Here is an 18,694-nt window from a genome sequence, read left to right as displayed (position 1 = left end):
GACGCCGACTCCCACACCGACGCCGACTCCCACACCGACGCCGACTCCCACACCGACGCCGACTCCCACACCGACGCCGACTCCCACACCGACGCCGACTCCCACACCGACGCCGACTCCCACGCCGACGCCGACTCCCACGCCGACCCCCACGCCGACGCCGACTCCCACGCCGACGCCGACCCCCACGCCGACGCCGACCCCCACGCCGACGCCGACCCCCACACCGACGCCGACGCCCACGCCGGTATTGCCGGGCGTGACCGGCCGTACGTTCGACAACAGTGCGGCGCAGGCGTTCCTGGCTGCCGGCGACGAGTTCAGCGGTGTTACGCTGAGCACGGAGCGCCAGGCGCTGAAGGGCAAGACCGACGACGCCACCGGTGCCAAGAACCCCTTCGAGCGGGCCAAGGTGCATATCGCCTATGGTTACGGTCTGTCGGGGGCCGGGGTCCGGGTCGGGGTGGTCGACGCCGGCTTCAACCTGGTCGACAACAAGCCGGCGCATCAGGATTTCGACAATGATCCGCAGAACGCCGACAGCAACGGCAGCGGCAAGTTCGTCGTCCTCACATCGACGGCTGCGCTCGCGAGCGACTCGCACGGCATCCATGTCTCCGGGCTGCTGACCGGCGAGCGGGACGGCAAGGTGATGCATGGCGTCGCCTATGGCGCCCAGCTCTACCTCGGCATGTCGCCGTCGACACCGACCGAGGTCACGTCCCTGTTCAAGGAATACACCGACAGCGGCGTGAAGGTTTCCAGCAACTCCTATGGCTTCCCCTTGCAGGGGGATGGCAGTGCGGCCTGGAAGCCGGTCCAGGTCCCGGGCAGCGGCAGTTCACCGTCCTATGAAGTGACGGCGAAGAATGTGCTGGACTACATGTCAGCCAACAGCCTGACGGCAACGCAGGCGCTGTCCAACATGCATGGCGGCACCGCCGAGGAATGGCAGGCTGCGCTCGATCAGATCGTCGCCTATCAGAATGCGGGCGGCATCGTGCTCTGGGCCAATTCGAACTACGGCACCAATGCGATCGACAACAAGGAGGCGTCCGCGCCGGAAAGCGGCCTGGACGATGTCGATTCCTTCGCCGCGTTGCCGCTGATCGCGCCGCAGGTGCAGGGGGCCTGGATCACCGTCACCAACGGCACCTCGATCGGCCTCGCCACGCAGGTGAACGGCGAGGTCTATGTCGCCAACAGCACCGCGAAGGAGAACGGGATCTATCTGTTCTCGGCGCGCTGCGGCATTGCCAAGGACTTCTGCCTGACCATGGACGGTGTCGCCATGTGGTCGGGGTCCAACAAGGGGATCGATACCTACGAGTCCCAGAGCGGCACCTCGCAGGCGACCCCGCAGACCGCCGGCATGATCGCGCTCCTGCGCGAGGCCTTCCCGACGGCCAGTGCGAAGGACCTGACCGCCCGCCTGCTGTTCACGGCGGACAACGGCTTCTTCGTCAACAATACGGGCAGCAAGATCTCGACCATCACCACCGCGAGCTATACCAACGCGAACGGGACCATCACGCATCAGGTCAGCGACTACTGGGGCCATGGCTTCCCCGATCTCGAGAAGGCGTTGCAGCCGGTCGGGACAACCACCACCGTTACCGCCGCGGGCGAACAGGTCGCGGTCGCCGCGGCCAGCCGGTCGATGGTCCTCGGCGGTGCCCTCGGTTCCAACAGCGGCCTGTCGCGGTCCTATTTCCTCTATAACGACCAGTTGAACGGGGTCTTCTCCGCCAGCGCTTCGAGCCTGGCGCAGACCGGCACGGCGTCGGACGGTGTCGGGGCCATCGTCAGCGAGACCTCGCTCACCCAGGGCGGCCTGACCCTGGTATCGGCGGGGGGCAGCGTGCTCTCCTTCGCCCAGGGCGCGGCGCTGGACGGCACGGCCCAGCGGGTCATGGCCTTCAAGACCACGGTCGGCGAGGAAACCAGCGCCCTCTTCGGCTATGGCTTCAGTATCGACCAGGGGCTGGGCTTCGATGCCAGGGGCGGCGAATTCGCCGCCACCGGCTTCGGCGCGCAGATGATGGCGGTGCCGGTCCTGAACTTCGACCGGGAGCGCCAGGGCTGGGTCGCCGGGGCCTGGGCCACGGCGGACTTCCGCGCCACCGTCGGCGCCTTCGGCACGACGGACGCGGTGCGCACCGACCTCGGCACCGATACCGACCTCTACCAGTCGGACAGCCGGGGCGTGGTCGCCGATCTCGTCTTCAACGATATCGGTCCCTTCGACCTGAATGTGACCTTCGGTGTCGTGAGCGAGGAGCGTTCCTTCCTCGGCACCGCCTTCCGCAGCGACGTTTCGGCGCTCGATGCGGAAAGCCGGTTCAGCCGCATCGCGCTGCGCGCCAACGTCAGCGAGAAGATCGCCCTGACCGGTTCCTATACCTGGGTCGATACCAGCGTGAAGGACGACGGCAGCGCCCTGATCGGCGGTTTCGACCGGCTGCGCTCGGATGCCTTCGCCTTCAATGTCGAGTTCGACGATGCGGTCGGCCGCGACAGCCGCCTCACCCTCGGCATCGCCCAGCCGCTGGCGGTGGTCAGCGGCCGGGCATCGCTGAACCTGCCGGACCAGGTGCTGATCAACGAGCCGGGCGACTACACCTATGGCTTCAGCAACCGCCAGGTCGATCTCGGCGTCCAGGACCGCCAGCTCGACTTCGTGGTCGACATGGAACGCCAGGTGACGTCGCGCTTCTCCTTCGGCATCGGCGGCAAGCTCTCGCAGAACCCGGGCCACGACCCGGACGCGGCTCTCGGCTACAGCACGGTCGGCCGCTTGAAGTGGAAGTTCTGACCGGCTTCCGGTATGGATGACGAAAGGCCGGCGATTTCGCCGGCCTTTCTCGTTCGAGGGGTTACAGCCGCGGTCCGCGGCCGCGGATGACCCCGGTCAGGGCGCTGATCAGGAACAGCACGATGGCGACGAAGAAGATGATCTTCGCGATGCCCATCNGGGGGGGGGGGGGGGGGGGGGGGGGGGGGGGGGGGGGGGGGGGGGGGGGGAACGCGGTCACTTGGACGTGGCGGCGCCGGCGGCGCCGACCAAGGCGGAAAGGGCGACGGCGGTCAGGGGCTTGTCCCTGGCGATCGCGGCCAGGGCCTCGATCTCTGCCGGGTGTGAAATGCTCGCCGCGGCCGGCGGCGGCCCGGCCCTTCGCCGCGGCCCCGGCAGGGCGATCAGCACCGCTGCCAGGATGGCGACGGCGCCGACCATCAGGCCGGCCAGCGGCGGACCCAGGTCGGCGACCACCGCCATATAGAGGCCGTAGGCGCCGAAGCCGATCCCGGTCGGGATCAGGCAGGCAATGGCGGCGACGCGGATCGCCAGCCCCAGCATGGTTCAGCGCCGGCCGAAGAGGGCGGCGCCGATCAGGGCGCCGATGCCCAGCGAGATGGTGCAGGCCAGCACGGGCTGGGCCTTGACCGCGTCGCCGATGCCGTCGCGCCCCGCGGCGAGAAGGGCGCCGGCCTTGCCGGCCGCCGCCCGGGCTTCGCCGACGGCGGCGGCCGCGCCGTCGCTGCCCGCCTTGCGTGCATGGCCGACGGCATCGGACAGGCTGGCGCGCAGGGCTTCGACATCGGCGCGCAGCGCCTCATAGGCTTCCGACGAGATCGAATTCGCGCTGTTGCTGGCCATGATGATGTCCCTTCTATTGATGGCATGGCGAAAGGCAATGATGATTGCCTGACCGGTGAAAGGGTCCGGGAACGCCCTATTGCTGTTCCTCCGGTGGTGAGGTAAGCCGTAACGCCGATAAAGAGGACGCAAATATGTGGAAAAATTGTGTCATTGCAGATTTTCCACCGGCACCTATTCGACGGTGAACGCGATAGGTTCCTATCGATCGCGAGTATGGCCGTCGATGAAGTAAACTCATTTACAGGATTATTGTTCCGGTATTTGCCGATAGCGATGAATCGGAAGGGCGCGCCACCCGGCCCGGTAGCGGGGGCGGTAACCAAATAAAAGGAGTTTCAAGGTTAATTTCCGCCCAACAGCAAGCGGAGATCCCCTGGATGATTCCGAACAGCACCATCCTCGTCACCGGCGGCACCGGTTCCTTCGGCAATACGTTCGTGCCGATGACGCTGGCGCGCTACAACCCGAAGAAGGTCATCATCTATTCCCGGGACGAGATGAAGCAATGGGAGATGGCCAAGCGCTATGAGGGTGACGGCCGGGTGCGTTTCTTCATCGGCGACGTCCGCGACCGCGATCGCCTGTACCGGGCGCTGGACGGGGTCGATTATGTCGTTCACGCCGCCGCGACCAAGATCGTGCCGACCGCCGAATACAATCCCTTCGAATGCGTGAAGACCAATGTCCACGGCGCCATGAACCTGATCGATGCCTGCATCGACAAGGGCGTGAAGCGGGTGGTGGCGCTGTCGACCGACAAGGCCAGCAGCCCGGTCAATCTCTACGGCGCGACCAAGCTGGTGTCCGACAAGCTGTTCGTGGCCGGCAATTCCTATTCGGGCGCCAGCAACACCCGCTTTGCCGTGGTGCGCTATGGCAATGTCATGGGCTCGCGCGGGTCGGTCATTCCCTTCTTCCTGTCGATCCGGGACAAGGGCGTGCTGCCGGTGACCGACGAGCGCATGACCCGCTTCATGATCAGCCTCGAAGAAGGGGTGCAACTGGTCTGGCACGCCTTCACCGACATGGAGGGGGGCGAGATCTATGTTCGCAAGATCCCCTCGATGAAGGTCACGGATATCGCCAGCGCCGTGGCCCCCGAGGCCCGGCAGGAAGTCGTGGGCCTGCGCCCCGGCGAGAAGCTGCACGAACAGATGATCAGCGCCGAGGATGCCCATTACACCTACGAATACCCGGACCACTTCAAGATCCTGCCGGCGACCCACAGCTGGACCCAGCGCGCGGCCGCGATCCACGGCGGCGTGAAAGTGCCCGAGGGCTTCGTCTATTCGAGCGACAACAACAAGGATTGGATGACGCCCGAGCAACTGGCCGCCTGGATCGAGGCGAACCGGGCCAAGATCGGAACCATCTGATGATCCCCTACGGCCGCCAGGACATCACGGCGGAAGACGTGGCGGCGGTGGTCGCCGCCCTGACCAGCGATTTCCTGACCCAGGGGCCCCAGGTGCCCCGCTTCGAGCGGGCGGTGGCGGATTATTGCGGCACCGGTTACGCGGTGGCGGTGAACAGCGCCACCTCCGCCCTGCATATCGCCTGCCTTGCCCTTGGGCTCGGCCCGGGCGACCGGCTGTGGACCAGCCCGGTCACCTTCGTCGCCTCGGCCAATTGCGCGCTTTATTGCGGCGCGACGGTCGATTTCGTCGACATCGATCCCGCCACCTTCAACCTCTGCCCCCGGGCGCTGGCGGCGAAGCTGGCGGCGGCGGCACAGGACGGCTGCCTGCCCAAGGTGGTGGTGCCGGTCCATTTCGCCGGCCAGTCCTGCGACATGGCGGCGATCCGCGCCCTTGCCGACCAATACGGCTTCAAGGTGATCGAGGATGCCTCGCATGCCATCGGCGGGCGCTATCGCGGCCTGCCCGTGGGCGCGGGGGATTACAGCGACATCACGGTCTTCAGCTTCCATCCGGTGAAGATCGTGACCACGGCCGAGGGCGGCATGGCCCTGACCCGCGATCCCGCCCTGGCCGCGCGCATGGAGCGGCTGCGCAGCCACGGCATCACCCGCGATCCGGCCCTGATGAGCCATGCGCCCGATGGACCCTGGTATTACCAGCAGGTCGAATTGGGCTTCAACTACCGCCTGACCGATCTTCAGGCGGCCCTCGGCCTGTCGCAACTGGCGCGGCTGGACGGCTATGTCGCGCGCCGGCATGCGCTGGCCGAGCGCTACGACCGGCTGCTGGCCGGGCTGCCGGTGACCGCGCCCTGCCGCCATGGCGATGCCTATTCGGCCTTTCATCTCTATGTCGTCCGGCTGGCGCCCGACCTCGACCGGCGCCGGGTGTTCGAGGCGATGCGCGCCGCCGGGATCGGCGTCAACGTCCATTACATCCCGGTCCATACCCAGCCCTGGTACCGGGCGCAGGGCTTTCGCGACGGCGATTTCCCGCTGGCCGAAGCCTATTACCGCAGCGCCCTGACCCTGCCGCTCTATCCGACCCTGACCGAGGACGAGCAGGACCGCGTGGTCGCGGCCCTGGCGGCGGCGGTGCGGCCATGAGGCTGGCGGTGATCCCGGCCCGGGGCGGCAGCAAGCGCATCCCGCGCAAGAACATCAAGCCCTTCGCCGGCAAGCCCATGATCGCCTGGACCATCGGCGCCTTGCAGGCCGCCGGCTGCTTCGACGAGATCGCGGTCTCGACCGACGACGACGAGATCGCGGCGGTCGCCCGCGACTGCGGCGCCTCGGTGCCGTTCCGCCGGCCCGCCGCCCTGGCCGACGATCATGCCGGCACCATCCCGGTGATCGGCCATGCGGTCGAATGGTACCGGGCCGCCGGGCGGGCGCCCGGCCTTGTCTGCTGCGCCTATGCCACCGCACCGTTCCTGCGCCCGGCGGATATCCTTCGCGGTTACGAATTGCTGGCGGCCGCGGGGGATGCGCTCGATTACGCCTTTTCCGTCACTTCCTACGGCTTTCCGATCCAGCGGGCGCTGCGCCTTCTCGGCGACGGTACCGTGGCGATGTTCGCCCCTGAGCATTTCAGCACCAGATCCCAGGACCTTGAGGAAGCCTTTCACGACGCCGGGCAATTCTACTGGGGCCGGGCCGCGGCCTGGGCCGAGGGGCGGGTGATCTTTTCGCCCCGCGCCCGCCCGGTCGTCCTGCCGCGCCACCGGGTGCAGGATATCGATACGCCGGACGACTGGACCCGCGCCGAACTGATGTTCGCGGCCCTGCAAGCGGCGGGGGAGGGGGCCTCGTGAAGGTCGCCTTCCGTGCCGATGCCGCCGTCGAGATCGGCACCGGCCATGTCATGCGCTGCCTGACCCTGGCCGATGCCCTGGCCCGGGCCGGGGCGGCGTGCCTGTTCGTCTGCCGTGACCTGCCGGGTCACCTGCTGCCGGCGATCGAGGCGCGGGGGCATGCTGTCCATCTGCTGCCGGCGGCCGGCGATTTCGTGCCCCGGGCGGGCGATCCGCCCCATGCCGCCTGGGCCGCGACCCCCTGGGAACGCGATGCGGCCGAGACGGCGGCGGCGCTAGCATCTTTCGCCCCCGACCTGATCGTCCTCGACCATTACGCCTTCGATGCCCGCTGGGAGGGCGTGGCGGCCGCCGGCCGCCGGCTCCTGGTGATCGACGATCTGGCCGACCGGCCGCATCGGGCGGAGATTCTGCTGGACCAGACCCTAGGCCGCCGGGCCCGCGATTACGACGGCCTGCTGCCCGCGGCAACCCTGCGCCTGCTCGGCCCGGCCTTCGCCCTGCTGCGCCCCGAATTCGCCGCCCGGCGGGCGGAAAGCCTGGCCCGGCGCCGTGCCCCCCGCCTGTCCCGCCTGCTGGTCGCCATGGGCGGCATCGACAAGGGCAATGCGACCGGGGCCGTGCTCGGCCGACTGGCCCGGACGGCGTTGCCGGCGGATCTTTCGATCGATGTGGTCATGGGCGGCGCGGCGCCTTTTCTCGACGCGGTCCGTGGGCAGGCTGCCGCCATGCCGGTGCCGACCCGGGTCCTGGTCGACGTGGCCGACATGGCCGGCCTGATGACGGCGGCCGATCTCGCCATCGGCGCTGCCGGCGGCACCAGTTGGGAGCGCTGCTGCCTGGGCCTGCCGAGCCTGACCCTGGTCCTGGCCGACAATCAGGCCGGCATCGCCCATGCCCTGGCAGGGGCGGGGGCGGCCCTCCCGCTCGGCCGGGCGGAGGCGCCGGGCTGGCCCGAGCGGCTGGCGGCGGCCCTGGCGGACCCGCCCCTGGCCGAACTGGCGGCGCGGGCGGCCGATCTCTGCGACGGGCAGGGGGCGGAACGGCTGTGCCACGTCCTCCGGGCCGGCGGCGCCCTGTCGGTGCGGCCGGCGACGGCGGCGGATGCGCCGGCGGTTCATGTCTGGCGGCTGGCGGAGGGGGCGGCACGCTACTACCGCCAGGGTCAGGTGCCGAGCGTCGAGGGCCATGTCGCCTGGTTCGGGCGCGCTCTGGCCGATCCGGCCCGCCTGCTCTATATGGTCGGCTATGGTGATCTGGCCATTGCCCATGTCCGCTTCGACCGCCATGCCGTCGATCCCGCCAGTGCCGATATCGGGATCTGCGTCGATCCGCGCTGGCGGGGCGGCCATGTCGGACGCGGCGCCCTGGCCGCTGCTCTCGATGCCGCGCAAAAGGCGGGGATCCGCACCGTGATCGCCGAGATCCATCAGGACAATGCCGCCTCGCGCCGGGCCTTCGAAGCCGCGGGTTTCACGCCCCTGGCCGGCGACGGCGCCTTTCTCCGCTATGCCCTTGTCCTCGGGAGTGTGCAGCCATGAGCCTTGCCATCGACGGCCGCGCCATCGGCCCCGGCCAGCCGCCCTATGTGATCGCCGAGATGTCGGCCAATCACAACGGCAGCCTCGCCACCGCCTTCGACATCATCGATGCCGCCAAGGCGGCGGGGGCGGATGCGGTGAAGATCCAGACCTATCGCGCCGATACGATCACCCTCGACAGCGACGGCCCGGAATTCGTCATCAAGGGCGGGCTGTGGGATGGCCAGCGTCTCTTCGATCTTTACGAGAAGGCCCATCTGCCCTGGGATTGGCACGCGCCCCTGTTCGATCATGCCCGGCGGCGCGGCATCACCATCTTTTCCTCGCCCTTCGATGCGACCGCCGTCGATCTTCTGGAAGACCTGGGGGCGCCGGCCTATAAGATCGCCTCCTTCGAGGCGGTGGACCTGCCGCTGATCCGCTATGCCGCCGGCACCGGCAAGCCCATGATCATCTCGACCGGCATGGCCGATGCCGACGAGATCGCCGAGGCGATCGCGGCGGCGCGCGACGGCGGCTGCCGGGACCTGGCCATCCTGCATTGCGTCAGCGGCTATCCGGCGCCCCCGGGCGATTACAATCTGCGCACCATTCCGGACATGATCGCCCGCTTCGGCACCGTCACCGGCCTGTCCGACCACACGCTGGACAATACGACCGCGATCGCCGCGGTGGCGCTGGGGGCCGCGATCATCGAGAAGCATTTCACCCTGGACCGCCGGGGCGGCGGGCCGGACGACAGTTTCTCGCTGGAACCGGCCGACCTCGCGGCCCTGTGCACGGCGGCGCGGACCTGCTGGCAGGCGCTGGGTGCCGTCGATTACGGCCGGAAATCCAGTGAGATCGGCAATGTCCAGTTCCGCCGCTCGCTCTATTTCGTCGAGGCGCTGAAGGCCGGCGAGGTGATCCCGGCCCATGCGGTGCGCAGTGTCCGCCCGGGTTTCGGCGCGGCGCCCAAATACCTCGATCAGGTGATCGGCCGGCGCCTGACGGTCGATGTCGCGGCCAATACGCCGGTCGATCTCTCGAAACTGGCCTGAGCTTCGACTACACTGGCCGCCATGAGCGACCGGGCGCAATCGAGGCGGCGGATCCGGCCCTGGCTGCGGGCCGGCCTGGGCCTTGTCCTGCTGCTGGCCGGCACCGCGCTCGGCGCCTGGATCTGGCGGGTGGAACTGGCCGGCTATGTCCTTGTCCGCGTGATCGAGGGCCAGGGCCTGGGGCCGGTCGCCGTCCGGCTGGAGGCGGTGGAGGGGGATCGCTTCATCGCCCGCGACCTGTCGCTGCGCGGCGGCGCGCTCCGCCTGGACCGGCTGGAGATGGGGTTCACCCTGGCCGACCTGTTCGACCGGCGGATCGAGACCCTGGCGCTCCAGGGCCTGCGCCTCGACCTCGAACAGGGGGAGGCGGGATGGCTTGCCGGCGGCAAGCCCCTGTTCGAAGCCCCGGCCGGGGAGGGGGCGGGCGATCCGCTCGGCGGGCTGCGCATCGGTGCCTTCATAGTGGCGGATACCGCCGTCACGCTGCGTCGGCCGGCCGGGAGCTTGACCGCGACCCTGGATACCACGCTGGCGCTTGGCGGCACGGGCATCGAGGGGGCGGCCCTGACCGCCACCCTGTCGGGCCCGCTGGCCGGGGCGCCGCGCGCCGTCGTCCTGACCGCGACCGGCATGACCTTGGCGCTCGATGCCGGCGGGGGCATCCGTCTCGGCCTTCTGGGCGTGGCGGCGACCGAGGCCGGCCTGCCCTGGGCCCTGTCCGGTGCTGACCTGACCCTCGGCCTTGCCGGGGATGCGATCGACCTTGCGGTCCGCACGGCGGAGGTGCGGAACCTTCAGCAGCCGGCACTCTTGATACCCATGAGTGTTTCGCTGAACGCCGGCTTGAAAGGCAGCACCTTGAACGTCGCGGCACAGGCAAGGGGACGGGACCTGCCCGCCCTGGCCCTCGATCTGGGCGGGGACTACGACATGGCGGCGGACAGGGCGACGGTGAAACTCGCCCTGGCGCCCCTGGTGTTCGCGCCGAAGGGCCTGCAACCCCAGGCGCTCAGCCCGGCCTTCGGCGGCGGCCTGTCCGAGGTGAGCGGCCGCCTTGCGCTTACCGGCACGGTCACCTTCGACAAGGGCAAGCTGACGTCCGCCCTCGATCTCGCCCTCGGCGACGGCGGCTTCGTGGCCGATGTGGTCACGGTCAGCGGTGTCTCGGGCAAGATCCGCATCACCCGGCCCTGGCCGCTGGCGACGGCGGCCCGCCAGCGCCTGAGTGCTACGGTCGCCAGCGGCAGCGAAAAGGCGGTGCTCGATGTGACCGGCCAGGTGTTGAGCCCCACGCGGCTCCGCATCGACCGGCTGGCGATCGGTGCCGCCGGCGGCGAAATGGTGGCCGAGGGGATGGAGGCCGATCTGGCCCGGTCCCGGCTGGCCGGCCGCTTCGAGGTCCGCCGTCTCGACCTTGCCGAGGTTACGCGCCTGATCGGGATCGAGGGGCTGGCCGGCACCGGCAGCCTGGACGGGGTGATTCCGCTGGAGGTGGACGGCGGGCAATTCGCCATCCGCAGCGGGCGCCTCAGCGCTGCCGGCCCCGGCACGCTCTATTACCGGCCGGGCAATCTGCCGCCCCAGATCGCGGGGGCGGGGGCGGAGATGGACCTGACCCTGCGCGCCCTGTCGGATTTCCGCTATCAGAGCCTGGAGCTTGGCCTCGAAAAGGCGCCCGATGGCCAGGGCCATGTGCAATTGTCCATGACCGGCGCCAACCCGGGGGTATTGGACAATCAGCCGTTCACCTTCAACATCAGGATCGAGAGCAATTTTGCTCGGCTTGCCGATCTGGTGCTGCTCGGGCTTCGCTCGGCGCAGGACCTGCTCGGCCGTGCCGCGGGGAGTGTGAAACCTTGACGGAAAAATCGCCGCCGATGGCCGGCTGGCTTGTGGGCGCCGCCCTGCTGCTCGGGGCCTGCACCCCGACGGTGGAGGTCGTCGCCCCGCGCGAGCCGATCACCATCAACCTGAACATCAAGCTCGATGCCGATGTTCGTCTGCATATCGAGGAAAAGGCCAAGGAAGATGTGGGAAGCAAGGCAATTTTCTGATCGGGTCAGCCGCCGGGGCCTGCTGTGCCTCGCCTCCGCTGCCCTGGTGGTGGCCGCCGCCCCCGCCTTCGCCCAGGCAAAGCCCCTGGATGCGCCGCGCGCCGCCGGCCAGGCGGGGGAACGCTACGACGGTTACGCGGTGGCCCGCCCCGGGGCGCCGTCGGACGTCCAGGCGCTGATCGAGCGGGTGAATGCGGAACGCCGCGCGCTCTATACCCAGCGGGCCAAGGAACAGGGCGTGCCGGCCGATGCCATCGGCAAGATCTATGCCGCCGAAATCGCCAAGTCCGTGCCCAAGGGAACCTGGCTGCTGGGCGAGGATGGCCAGTGGACGCAGAAATAGGCACAATCCGCCGCGCGGGAATCATGGTCCCGGAGGTTTGATTTGCTGACACCCGAAGCGGCCGTCGACCGTCTGGACGCGCTTTACGACGATGCCGTCCGCGCTCTGATCCAGGCGGTCGACCGCTTTCTGCTGGACCGCGTGCCCCCGGGGCCCGAGGTGCGCCGCCTGTTCCGCTATCCGCTGCTGCGGGTGACCTGCCGCCATGTCGGGGCGCAGACACGGAACCGCCGCGCCTTCGCCAAGTTCCAGCAGCCCGGGGTCTATGAGACCACGGTCACCCATCCCCGGCGCTTCCGCACCTATCTGCTCGAACAATTGCGCCCGCTGGCCGGGGAATACGACACGGTGATCGAGGTCGAGCCGGGCCCGGTCGAGATTCCCTATCCCTATGTCATCGAGCGGATCGACGAGATCGCCCGCGCCGGCGTCACCTCGGCCGAGATGGCGGAGCATTTCCCGAAGCCCGAACTGACCCTGGTGGGCGACGAGGTGCCGGACGGCCAGTGGCAGGTCGGGGCGGACGGCGTTCGCCCGCTGGCCCTGTTCGACGGGCCGCGCATCGATTTCTCGCTGCGCCGGCTGGTGCATTACACCGGCGGCGACTGGCGGAATGTGCAGAAATGGATCCTGCTCACCAATTATCATCGCTATGTCGATGAATTCATGCGCTGGGGCATCGCCCGGCTGGCCGAGGATAATCAGTACCAGCGCCTGGAAATCCCCGGCGGCGGCACCATCACCCGCGGCATGAGCCCGGCGGCGGCGGAAGCCGTGATCGCCGCCAGCCCCTGGCACCGGTTCCAGATGCCCGCCTATCACCTGGCGGCCGCGGACGGGCAGGGGGTGACGCTGATCAATATCGGCGTCGGCCCCTCGAACGCCAAGAACATCACCGATCACCTGGCCGTGCTCCGGCCCAATTGCTGGCTGATGGTCGGCCATTGCGCCGGCCTGCGCCAGTCGCAGCAGATCGGCGACTATGTCCTGGCCCATGCCTATCTGCGCCAGGACCGCATTCTCGATGCCCTGGTCCCGGTCGACGTGCCGATCCCGGCCCTGGCCGAGGTCCAGGTCGCCTTGCAGGATGCCGCCGCCATTGTGACCGGCGAGCCGGAGGACGTGCTGAAGGAGCGGCTTCGCACCGGCACCGTGGTCACCAACGACGACCGCAATTGGGAATTGCGCTACACCCAGGAAAGCCGGCGCATCAACCTGTCCCGCGCCGTCGCCCTCGACATGGAAAGCGGCACGATCGCGGCCAACGGCTATCGCCTGCGGGTGCCCTATGGCACCTTGCTCTGCGTCTCCGACAAGCCGCTGCACAGCGAGATCAAGCTGCCCGGCGCCGCCAATGCCTTTTACGAGCGCGCGGTCGCCCAGCATCTGGTGATCGGGCTGAAGGCGCTGGACCTGCTGCGCGAACGCCAGGACGTGCTGCATTCGCGGAAGCTCCGCTCGTTCGACGAGCCGCCGTTCCGATGATCGCGATCCTGGTCGACGGCGACGCCTGCCCGGTCAAGCCCGAGGTCTATAAGGTCGCCGAGCGTTACGCGGTGCCGGTGACGGTGGTCGCCAATGCCTTCGTCGCCGTGCCGCGCCAGCCTCTGTTCCAGTTCGTCCTGGTCGGCGACGGTTTCGATGCGGCCGACGACTGGATCGCGGAACGGGCGGCGCCCGGCACCATCGTGGTGACGGCCGATGTCCCCCTGGCGGCCCGGGCCGTGAAGGCGGGGGCGGAGGTGATCGGCCCGAACGGCCGGCCCTTCACCGAGGCCGGCATCGGCATGGCGCTCGCCACCCGCAACCTGATGGCGGACCTGCGCGCGGCGGGCGAGGTCACCCAGGGCCCGCGCGGTTTTTCCGCGCGCGACCGCTCGGCCTTCCTCTCGGCCCTGGACGAGACGGTGAACCGCCTGAAACGAAAGGGCTTCGGACCATGACCCGGCGGCGCATTTCCTCCGGCTCGCGCTTCGAGGCCGAGATCGGCTATTCCCGCGCCCTGGTCGCCGGCGACTGGGTCTTCGTCTCCGGCACCACCGGTTTCGATTATGCGGCCATGACCATCGTCGACGATGTCGCGGGCCAATGCGAACAGGCGCTGCGCAACATCGATGCGGCGCTGCGCGAGGCGGGCGCCGCCATGACGGATGTGGTGCGCGTCCACTACTACCTGCCGGACGGCGATGATTTTCCCGCCTGCTGGCCGGTCCTGCAACGCTGGCTGGGCGAGGTCCGCCCGGCGGCGACCATGCTGGTCACCGGCCTTGCGGACCCCCGGATGAAGATCGAGATCGAAGTGACGGCCCTGAAGGCAGGCTAAGCCCGCTTCAGAACCGGACCTTCACATTGGCCTGGACGCCGTGCTCGTCCGCGCCGCCGGCGATCTGGCCGTTGTAGCGGAGCCCGAGGCGCAGGCGGCGGCTGAGGCGGTATTCGACCCCGGCTTCGAGGGCCAGCGCATCCCGCGCGATGGGTGTGCCGGCGATGGTGAAGCCGCTGGCCGGATCGTCGCCGAAGATGGCGCTCGCGGTCGGTTCGGTATCGCCGTAAGCGTGGCGCCAGCCGATGGCGCCGCCGATGCCGAAGCCCTGTTCGCCGCTTTCGCGGTTGCCGCCGATGCGCACCCCCAGGGTCGAATGGCCCGTGGTCGCGGAGGCGCCGTCGATGGTCAGGGCCGCGGTGCCGCCGGTCTCGCGGATGTCGTCGCTCTGGACCCGGCCGAGGCTGAGGCTGACGAAGGGTTCCGCCGCCACCGAACCCCGGAGCGGAATGGCATAGCCGAGATCGCCGAAGACCTGATAGGTCGAGGCGCGGATCTCGCCGGCCAGCCGTTCGGTGCCGCCGGGCAGCACGGCGGTGCGGGTGCCGTCACCGGCGGTATAGGCATAGGACGCGCCGAGGCGAAGGGCCACATTGCCCATCTGCCGGCCGCCATAGACCGCCAGGGTGTAATTGTCGAGGTCGGCCGACGCCAGCGACCGGTCGCTCTCGACCGAGATCCGGGCATAGCCGCCGGCAAGGCCCAGGGTCCAGCCGCCCACTTCGCCATCGGCACCGGCCAGGAAGCCGGCGGTCGACGTATCCGTATCCGCGCCCGCGTCGTTGCCATAGCGGCCGAAGGCGCCATAGGCCGCGGTCCAGAAGGCGCCGTGACGGGTGTCGTCGCTGTCGCCCGCCGCCGCGGTCGGGATCAGGCTGCCCACCGCCCGGCCGGCGACGGTCAGGCTTTGCGACAGCCGGCCGATCACCGCCGACTGGATGTGCTGCGCCTCCCGGGCCAGGACCGCGACCGTGCCGGGATAGATCTCGCCGGACAGGGTGGCGAAGGCGGCTTCCGCCTCGGCCTTGGTCGCGGCGACCAATTGGGCCAGCAGGGCGTTGCCGCCCGGCAGGCGTTCCGCCCCGGCGGCCGCGGCCTTGCCGTTGTCGGTGGTCGCGGTGCTGGCGAAACTGGTGGCATTGCGTTCCAGGCTGGCCACCACCGCCGCCGGCTCGTAAGCGATATGGGCGTCGAGGAAGGCATAGGTGTCGGTCAGGTCGTCGAAGCGGCCGGCGACCCCGCCCGTCGCGGTGAGCACGGTATAGCGCTCGCCCGGCGCCATGCCGCCGAGGGTGAGCCGCGCGCCCTGGCCGATGGTCGCGGCGCCGGTCGCGGCCAAGCGGTCGTTGTCGCCCTCGTCGTCGATCCGGATCGCGAGCGTGCTGCCGCCTTCAAGCGCGACATCGCCGTTCACCTGCAGGATGCCGACGCCGGCATTGTCGCCCGGGGCGACGATGGCGCCCGAGTGCGCGGTCAGGCTGCCGGTGCGGCCGATGCCGGTCAGCGCCGTGCCCGAGCGCAGGGTGACGGCGGAACCGGCGATCGAGCCGTTGACCGCCAGGACGCCGGCCTCGACCAGCGTATCGCCGGTCAGGCTGCTGGTCCCGGTCAGGTTCAGCGTGCCGGCGCCGCGCTTCACCACGTCGCCGTCGCCGGCGATGGTGCCGGTGAAGCTCCAGTCGTCCGACCGGTCGAAGATCAGGGTGCCGGCATTGACGATGCTATTGTAGATCGCGCCCGCGGTGCCGCCGGCGCCGATGCGGAGCACGCCCGCCTCGACCAGGGTGCCGCCGGTCTGGGCCAGGCTGCCGGTCACGGTCAGCGTGCCGTCGCCGGCCTTGGTAACGCTGCCGGTGCCGCCGATATTGGCGGCGAAGGTGCCGTCGGTCGCCTGGTCGAAGGTGACGGCGGCATTGTCGGTGATATTGGTGGTCAGGCTGTCGCTGTCGCCGACCAGGCGCCCGCCGGCGATGGTGATGCCGCCGGTGAAACTGTTGCGGCCGTCCAGCACCAGGGTGCCCGCGCCGTCCTTCAGCAGGCCGCCGGTCCCCGTCAGGTCCTGGGCCAGGGTGAAGGTGGCGGCGCGGTCGGCGATGTCGAGGCCGCCACCCCGGCTGCCCCAGGTGATGCTGCGCGCCGTCGTCGTAAACGCGGTGCCGGTTACCCGCAGCACGCCGCCGTCGAAGTCGAGGCCGCCGCCGGCCGCGCCGAGGTTGCGGTCGTCCGAAACCGCCAGCGTGCCGCCCGACAGCGTGGTGCCGCCGGCATAGCTGTTGATGCCGGTCAGGGTGAGCAGGCCGCCGTCGGTCTTGCGGATGCCGCCGCTGCCGGTGATGGGCGCGGCGATCAGGGCGGTGATGCCGCTGTTCACCTGGATGTCGGCAGCGGTGACGGTCCTCAGCGCGCCCGACTCGGCCGCGGTCAGGCGATAGCCGTCGGTGACGAAGACGAGGCCGGCGAACGTCTGTTCCCCGGCGATGGCGACCGTGCCGGCGACGCCCTGGAACACCGCCCGCATCCCGGTCCAGATCCCGGCGGCCGAGCCTTCGAGGTTGGTCCAATTGGTGCCCGTGGCGTTCCAGGTGCCGCTGCCGCCGTTCACCTTGTCGTTCGGCGTGGTCCGGGCCCCGTTCCAGAAGGCGAGTTCGCCGGTGACGCCGTCGACCACCAGATTGACCTGGGCGGCATTCGACGTGTCGAGGGCGAGGGCGTTGAAGGTCACATTGCCGGGCACCGCGCCATAGGCGAGGCCATCGTCGGTGAGCGTGCCGCCATAGGTGAACAGGCGGTAGACGCCGGGGGCGAGGCGGCCGTCGGCGGCGGCGATATCGAGGGTGCCGTCCAGCTTCAGGTTGCCGTCGACGACGACAAGGTCGTTCAGCGCCCCGCCGATCACGCCCGGCCGGTTCAGGTCGAAGCGCACCCGGGCGCCGGGCGCGAGGTCGAGGGCGCCGACGGTCAGCGTGCCGGGGCCGTCGGTTCCCGGGCTCAGGGTGCCGTCGGCGATCGCCACCGCCGTCGCCACCCGCCCGCTGCCGGCCAGCGTGCCGCCGCCGGAGACCTTGAGCGGCGCAGCGGCGGCGAGCGTGCCGTCGACGATCAGGGTGCCGCCCGAAACCGCGGACGTGTCGGTGAAATCATTGGCGCCGGCAAGGCGCAGCGTGCCGCCGGTGACCCGGACCCCGGCGAAACTGTTGTGACCGGTCAGGTCCAGCCAGCCGCTGCCGGCCTTGGTCAGCAGGGCATCGCCGCCGATATCGTTCCGCCAGCGGTCGTAGAGGTCGAAGCCGCCCTGTTCGGCGATCATGGTCACCGTCGTGTCGGTCTCGATCGCGCCATAGCCATCGGCGGCGGCGAACAGGTTCAGGCGTTCCCAATTGTCCTTGTCCAGCATGGCGTCGCCGGACGGCAGGGCGGTGGTGCGCAGGACTTCGCGGCGCTGCGCCGCGGTCAGATAGGGCAGGCGGCTGGCGATCAGCCATTCGGCGCCGTTCGGCACCACCATGGGCACATCGGTGGCGAAGGTGCCGGTAAAGCCGTAGGTCAGACGATAGGTGTAATCCGCCTTGTTCTGCTCGTAATTGCCGAAGAGGTCGGCCTCGCTCTGGGCCCGGGCGCAGGCGGCGGCGCTGTCGCCGCATTTCCGCGCGAAGTAATTCTTCAGTTCGAGGGCGGCGAGGTTCAGTTCGAGGCGGGTCAGCGGGTTGCCGATCAGTTCCGCCACGTTCGCCTGCGAGATGATGCGGCCGCCGATCACATCCATCGGGTAGTGGACGCCGACGATGATCCGGTTGTTGCCGAATTCCGAGCCCCGGGTCAGGAACTCCTGGTATCTCTCGGGGAAGAGATAGGCCATGGTCAGCATCATGGTATAGCCATAGGTCGTATGGCCGCTGGGGAAGGAATAGCCGCCGCCGGAAGAGCCGGGCGCCCGCACCACCTGGTCGCTCATGCGGAAGGGGCGCTCGTTCTTGAAGTATTCCTTGGCGATCGGCGCCGAGATCACCGTGACATAGGCGGTCAGCAGCGAGGTCGCGGTCAGCGGCAGGGAGGCGCTGAACAGGCCGGTCGAATCGAAGGCATCGGCGAAGATCGGGCCGAGCACCGGGCCAAGCGCGTCCGCAAGCTGGATGATGGTCTGGCTGTTGTCGTCCTCGACCGCCCGGCGTTCCTGCTCGGACGTCCGGTTGCGGGTGGCGTCGATCACCAGTTGCAGGTTCCGCGCGATCAGCTCGGGGTAATCCTGCCGCAGGGTATCGAATTGCTTCAGCAGGCCGATGGCGTCGGCCGCCTGGACGGAGGAGGCTTGCAGGCCAAGCAGCAGGGCGAGGCCGGAGGTGAGCATACGCATGTTACAACCCGTTCCTTGCACCGGTGGGCTTTGCACCGGTGGGCCGTTCCTTGCACCGGTGGGGGAATCCGGTACTGACATTATTGTCACCGGGCGAAAGCCTAGGGGCGGGGCACGACAGGTTGATTACAATGCGCGGAGACTTTA

The 18,694-nt window shown here is 69.3% G+C and carries 16 protein-coding genes; 12 read left to right on the top strand and 4 right to left on the bottom strand.

Annotated elements, in window-relative coordinates; genetic code table 11:
• A partial coding sequence (locus tag DKG75_RS23205; protein WP_211315704.1) for a hypothetical protein occupies positions 1–243 on the bottom strand: 243 nt, incomplete at its 3' end.
• A gap of 16 nt (positions 244–259) precedes the next feature.
• On the opposite strand from DKG75_RS23205, the gene DKG75_RS05785 reads away from it, so the two are divergent.
• A complete protein-coding gene (locus tag DKG75_RS05785) occupies positions 260–2,815 on the top strand; it encodes a S8 family serine peptidase (protein ID WP_166646355.1) in 2,556 nt (851 codons plus the stop codon).
• 216 nt (positions 2,816–3,031) lie between these two features.
• Here the strand turns inward: DKG75_RS05785 and DKG75_RS05780 are convergent, their stop codons facing one another.
• Both DKG75_RS05780 and DKG75_RS05775 read right to left on the bottom strand, forming a co-directional pair.
• Positions 3,032–3,358, bottom strand: a complete 327-nt coding sequence (locus DKG75_RS05780) for a hypothetical protein (protein WP_109920081.1) — start codon at positions 3,356–3,358, stop codon at positions 3,032–3,034.
• A 3-nt stretch (positions 3,359–3,361) separates the two neighbouring features.
• On the bottom strand, positions 3,362–3,658 hold the full coding sequence (locus DKG75_RS05775) for a hypothetical protein (protein ID WP_109920080.1): 297 nt from the start codon (positions 3,656–3,658) through the stop codon (positions 3,362–3,364).
• Positions 3,659–4,038: 380 nt separating this feature from the next.
• On the opposite strand from DKG75_RS05775, the gene pseB reads away from it, so the two are divergent.
• The 11 genes from pseB to DKG75_RS05720 are packed head-to-tail and all read left to right on the top strand — an operon-like array spanning position 4,039 to position 14,196.
• Positions 4,039–5,037: a UDP-N-acetylglucosamine 4,6-dehydratase (inverting) gene (pseB, locus tag DKG75_RS05770; protein WP_109920079.1), complete on the top strand. Its 999-nt coding sequence runs from the start codon at positions 4,039–4,041 to the stop codon at positions 5,035–5,037.
• Positions 5,037–6,188: a UDP-4-amino-4,6-dideoxy-N-acetyl-beta-L-altrosamine transaminase gene (gene pseC, locus DKG75_RS05765; protein ID WP_109920078.1), complete on the top strand. Its 1,152-nt coding sequence runs from the start codon at positions 5,037–5,039 to the stop codon at positions 6,186–6,188. Before pseB ends, pseC begins: the two co-directional genes overlap by 1 nt.
• On the top strand, positions 6,185–6,895 hold the full coding sequence (gene pseF / locus DKG75_RS05760; protein WP_109920077.1) for a pseudaminic acid cytidylyltransferase: 711 nt from the start codon (positions 6,185–6,187) through the stop codon (positions 6,893–6,895). The genes pseC and pseF overlap by 4 nt, the downstream gene beginning before the upstream one ends.
• Positions 6,892–8,436, top strand: a complete 1,545-nt coding sequence (gene pseG / locus DKG75_RS23715) for a UDP-2,4-diacetamido-2,4,6-trideoxy-beta-L-altropyranose hydrolase (protein WP_109920076.1) — start codon at positions 6,892–6,894, stop codon at positions 8,434–8,436. The genes pseF and pseG overlap by 4 nt, the downstream gene beginning before the upstream one ends.
• The gene (gene pseI, locus DKG75_RS05750) at positions 8,433–9,476 is read left to right on the top strand and encodes a pseudaminic acid synthase (RefSeq protein ID WP_109920075.1); all 1,044 of its coding nucleotides are present in this window, start codon (positions 8,433–8,435) and stop codon (positions 9,474–9,476) included. Before pseG ends, pseI begins: the two co-directional genes overlap by 4 nt.
• Positions 9,477–9,497: 21 nt before the next feature.
• Complete coding sequence (locus DKG75_RS05745) at positions 9,498–11,336, top strand: intermembrane phospholipid transport protein YdbH family protein (protein WP_109920074.1); 1,839 nt, start codon at positions 9,498–9,500, stop codon at positions 11,334–11,336.
• 17 nt (positions 11,337–11,353) lie between these two features.
• Entirely contained in the window at positions 11,354–11,530 is a 177-nt protein-coding gene (locus DKG75_RS05740; RefSeq protein WP_109920073.1) for a YnbE family lipoprotein, read from the top strand.
• Positions 11,505–11,873: a YdbL family probable chaperone protein gene (locus DKG75_RS05735; protein WP_166646354.1), complete on the top strand. Its 369-nt coding sequence runs from the start codon at positions 11,505–11,507 to the stop codon at positions 11,871–11,873. The genes DKG75_RS05740 and DKG75_RS05735 overlap by 26 nt, the downstream gene beginning before the upstream one ends.
• A gap of 42 nt (positions 11,874–11,915) precedes the next feature.
• A complete protein-coding gene (locus DKG75_RS05730; protein ID WP_109920071.1) occupies positions 11,916–13,358 on the top strand; it encodes an AMP nucleosidase in 1,443 nt (480 codons plus the stop codon).
• A complete protein-coding gene (locus DKG75_RS05725; RefSeq protein WP_109920070.1) occupies positions 13,355–13,816 on the top strand; it encodes a YaiI/YqxD family protein in 462 nt (153 codons plus the stop codon). Before DKG75_RS05730 ends, DKG75_RS05725 begins: the two co-directional genes overlap by 4 nt.
• On the top strand, positions 13,813–14,196 hold the full coding sequence (locus DKG75_RS05720; protein ID WP_109920069.1) for a RidA family protein: 384 nt from the start codon (positions 13,813–13,815) through the stop codon (positions 14,194–14,196). The genes DKG75_RS05725 and DKG75_RS05720 overlap by 4 nt, the downstream gene beginning before the upstream one ends.
• 7 nt (positions 14,197–14,203) lie before the next feature.
• On the opposite strand, the gene DKG75_RS05715 is transcribed toward DKG75_RS05720, so the two are convergent.
• A complete protein-coding gene (locus DKG75_RS05715) occupies positions 14,204–18,547 on the bottom strand; it encodes an autotransporter domain-containing protein (RefSeq protein ID WP_133636791.1) in 4,344 nt (1,447 codons plus the stop codon).
• Positions 18,548–18,694 lie beyond the last annotated feature (147 nt).

Source organism: Zavarzinia compransoris (genome assembly GCF_003173055.1).
Taxonomy (GTDB): Bacteria; Pseudomonadota; Alphaproteobacteria; order Zavarziniales; family Zavarziniaceae; genus Zavarzinia; species Zavarzinia compransoris.
Note: the sequence above shows the minus strand (reverse complement) of the source record. Positions and strands in the feature narration are given on the sequence as shown.